Below are 3,672 nucleotides of genomic sequence, written 5' to 3' on the forward strand. Positions count from 1 at the left end.
ATGTCCTCAGCATCGCGAAAATTCGGGGTTATGCGGCTGGCTACACTTAGAACAAACGCACCGTGACGAACAACGATTTCGTCGAAGGCTCTCCGGTCTCCTTGTGCAGACCAGAACAGGAGTTTGTCATCAGCAACCTTGTTATAGGCCCGGGGTTCGACCATGCCGGTGCCCAGAGTCCGCCTGACTAGCAACGCGAGCGCGTCCCATTCGAGTTCCATCTCCTGCCATCGCGCTGCCAATTCCTGTGCCTGCATGTGCGCCGCTCGCTTTTCCCGGCTCTTGCAGCTTATACGGGGCGCGCACCTGTTTCCCCCTCATGCGATCGAGATTATGCGCGGCAATCCCGATAGGCACGCGGGCGACTTCCCGCCCAAACGCGCAGACGGGAATTGCATGGCCGCAGGTTCAACCGTTGCGCTCATATCGCGCCATCGCCCTACAACCAGATCGTCAATCCTTGCCCCAGGATGCCGCGCGCACAGCTCGGGCTTGACCGCTGGGCTAGCGCAGGAACGCCCTGAAACGGCGCAGCGAGAAGAAGAACAGCGCCACCCCAAGAACCAGCAACGCCAGAAACTGAGGCCAGACGACATCCAGGCCCGCGCCTCGAAACAGTATCGCCTGCGCCAGCATGACGAAGTGCGTATCGGGTGCGACGAGCATGACGTCCTGGATGATCTGCGGCATGCTCTCGCGCGGCGTCACCCCGCCCGACAGGACGCGCAATGGCAGCAGGGTCAGCATCAGGAGAAGACCGAACTGTGGCATTGAACCGGCCACCGTCGCGAGAAAGATGCCAAGCGAAGTGGTGGCGAACAGCTGAAGCACCGTGCCTGCCAGAAACAGCATCAAGGAACCTTCGATCGGCACCTTGAGAAGGCCCTGCACGACGAAGACAAGCGAAACGGTCGAGGCAAGAAGCACCACAAGTCCCATAGACCAGATCTTGCTCACCATGATCTCGGTCGGAGTGACCGGCATGACGAGCAGGTGTTCGATCGTGCCATGCTCACGCTCGCGGATGAGGGCAGCACCCGTGAGAACGATCGCGAGCATGGTGATCGAGGAGATCACGTTGTTGATTGCCCCGAACCACCCCTTGTCGAGCGACTGGTTGAAGCGGGAACGCAGCGCCAGATCGACGGGGACAGTCGTATTTCCCCGGTAACGGTTGAGGTATTCATTCACCTCGCCCGAAACGATCGACTGGACGTACCCGCCGCCGCTGAAGGCCTGGGTCATCCGGGTAGCATCGACATTGAGCTGGATCGTCGGCGCCTTGCCGGCGAGCAGGTCGCGCTGGAAGTTCGGCGGGATGTCGAGGGCGAAGGTATCAAGGCCGCTGTCCATGCGGCGGTCCATCTCGTGCTGCGAGATGATTTTTGGAATCGTGAAGTAGGGCGGATAAAATGCCGTCAAGATGCGTGAGGAGACAGGAGACTGATCCTCATCCACGACCGCGATCGCCGCGTTGTTGAGTGTCTCCGGCATTGCCGTCGAGGCGGTGTAGATCGACAGCGTGAAGGCATAGACGATCAGGACGGCGAGCATCGGATCGCGTGCAAGCGCCCGCAATTCCTTGACGCCGAGTTGAATGACGTTGGCCAGTCGCATGGATCACGCCGCCTGTTTCTTGAGGAAGGCCACGGTCATTCCGGTAAGAACGGGAATGGCGATCAGGAGAGGAATGAAGGAGGTTGCAAGATCGTTGAAGTTGAGCGCCTTCGAAAAAGTGCCACGGGCGATCGTCACGAAATAGGTTGCAGGATAGATCTGGCCGATATAGGCGCCCATCCCCTGAAGCGACGATACGGGGTCGATGATCCCCGAATATTGGACGGCCGGGATTATGGTGATGAGGGCCGTGCCGAAGATGGCGGCGACCTGGCTGCTGATGAAGCTCGAAATCAGAAGTCCGATTCCGGTCGCGATGATGACGTAGAGGAAGGCCGCCAGGGCGAGCGTGAGAAAGCTCCCGGTCAGCGGCACCCCGAACACGAACACCGCAAACGCCGTCAGCATGGCGAAGTTCAGCATGGCGAGCGCGATGTAGGGCAGTTGCTTGCCGATGATGAACTCGAAGCGCGTCACCGGCGTCACGTAGAAATTGACGATTGAGCCGAGCTCCTTTTCGCGGACGACGCTCAGGACCGCGAGTATGGACGGGATCAGCATCAGGAGCAGTGGAATGACAGCCGGCACCATGGCGATCAGACTGTCGACGCCCGGATTGTAGCGATATCTGAGCGCGATCTGGAATTGGCCGATCGTCGCCGCGTCGCCGTAGAGTTCGCGCGCCTTCTGGGTCAGCCAGGTCTGATGCATGCCCTGCACGTAGCCCTGGACGGTCTCGGCGCGCGATGGCGAAGCCCCATCGATCCAGGCGCCGATCTCGACTTTTGTGCCACGCGAGACATCGCGTCCGAACCCAGGCGGAATCTCCAGCGCCAGGCTGAGCTCGCCATTGCTCATGCGCCGGTCTAGGTCGTTGTAGTCGGTGATCGGCGCCTTTTCGGTGAAGTAGCGGGAACCGGCGATCTGGAGCGTGTAGTCGCGACTGACTGTGGTATCGTCGCGATCGAGCACGGCAAAGGACAGGTTCTCGACATCCAAGTTGATGCCGTAGCCGATGACGAACATGAGGATGACGCTGCCGAGAACGGCAAGCATTGCGCGGATCGGATCGCGGCGCAACTCGAGCGCCTCGCGCTGCGTATAGGCCAGCATGCGGCGCAGATTGAAGGCAGAGTGGGCAGATGGGGCTCGGGGCGGCGCCGCCCCATCCGCCTCCTCCTCCTCACGCTGCGCCTGGGGTGCTCGCGCAGGTGAAGCCTGTTCGCCAATTGCTTCTTCAAGATAAGAAATAAAGGCTTCTTCAAGCGTCGCCGCGCCCCGCTTTTCCACTATGGCACGAGGCTCGTCGCTGACGAGAACCTTGCCGGCATGCATCAGCGAGATGCGGTCGCACAGCTCTGCTTCGTTCATGAAGTGCGTCGAAACGAAGATCGTCACCCCGTCATTGCGCGACAGGTCGGACAGAATCTGCCAGAAGCCGTCGCGCGCGACTGGATCAACACCGGAAGTCGGCTCGTCGAGGATCAGGATGTCCGGGGCGTGGATCATTGCCACGGCGAGCGACAATCTTTGCCGGATGCCGAGCGGCAGCGCGTCGGGCAACGCATCCATGATCTCGGTGAGGTCGAAGCGTGCGGCCATGTCGGCGATGCGCGCCGGGATCTTTTCGAGCGGCAGATTGAAGAGACGCGCGTGGAGATCGAGGTTCTGACGAACCGTCAGCTCGGTGTAGAGCGAGAAGGCCTGGCTCATGTAGCCAACCTTTCGCCGGACCTCGATATCGTTCGGATCGACCTCATGTCCGAACAGTTTCGCGGTTCCCTCACTTGCCGGCAGGAGACCGGTCAGCATCTTCATCGTGGTTGTCTTGCCGCAGCCGTTCGAGCCGAGGAAGCCGAAAATCTCGCCGCGCGGGATCTGGAAGCTGACATCGTCGACCGCCGTGAAATCGCCGAAGCGCATCGTCAGGTGCTCGGCTTCGATAGCGAACTCCGCCTCCCCTCTATCGGGTCGGGGCGGTATGACGACCTCGTGATGGCCCTGCCGCTTTTCTTCCGGAAGGAGGGCGACGAAGGCGGCGTCGAGATTGGCGGC

The 3,672-nt window shown here is 60.8% G+C and carries 2 protein-coding genes and 1 pseudogene; all 3 read right to left on the minus strand.

Annotated elements, in window-relative coordinates; genetic code table 11:
- Positions 1 to 257, minus strand: a pseudogene (locus KWJ32_RS27730) (RNA polymerase subunit sigma); the annotation flags it as partial.
- Between the two features lie 247 nt (positions 258 to 504).
- The gene (locus KWJ32_RS27735) at positions 505 to 1,617 is read right to left on the minus strand and encodes an ABC transporter permease (protein WP_125271078.1); all 1,113 of its coding nucleotides are present in this window, start codon (positions 1,615 to 1,617) and stop codon (positions 505 to 507) included.
- Between the two features lie 3 nt (positions 1,618 to 1,620).
- Positions 1,621 to 3,672, minus strand: a 2,052-nt coding sequence (gene rbbA / locus KWJ32_RS27740; protein WP_256886609.1) for a ribosome-associated ATPase/putative transporter RbbA, incomplete at its 5' end; no start/stop codon positions are given.

This window comes from Ochrobactrum sp. BTU2 (assembly GCF_024539785.1).
Classification (GTDB): Bacteria; Pseudomonadota; Alphaproteobacteria; order Rhizobiales; family Rhizobiaceae; genus Brucella; species Brucella anthropi.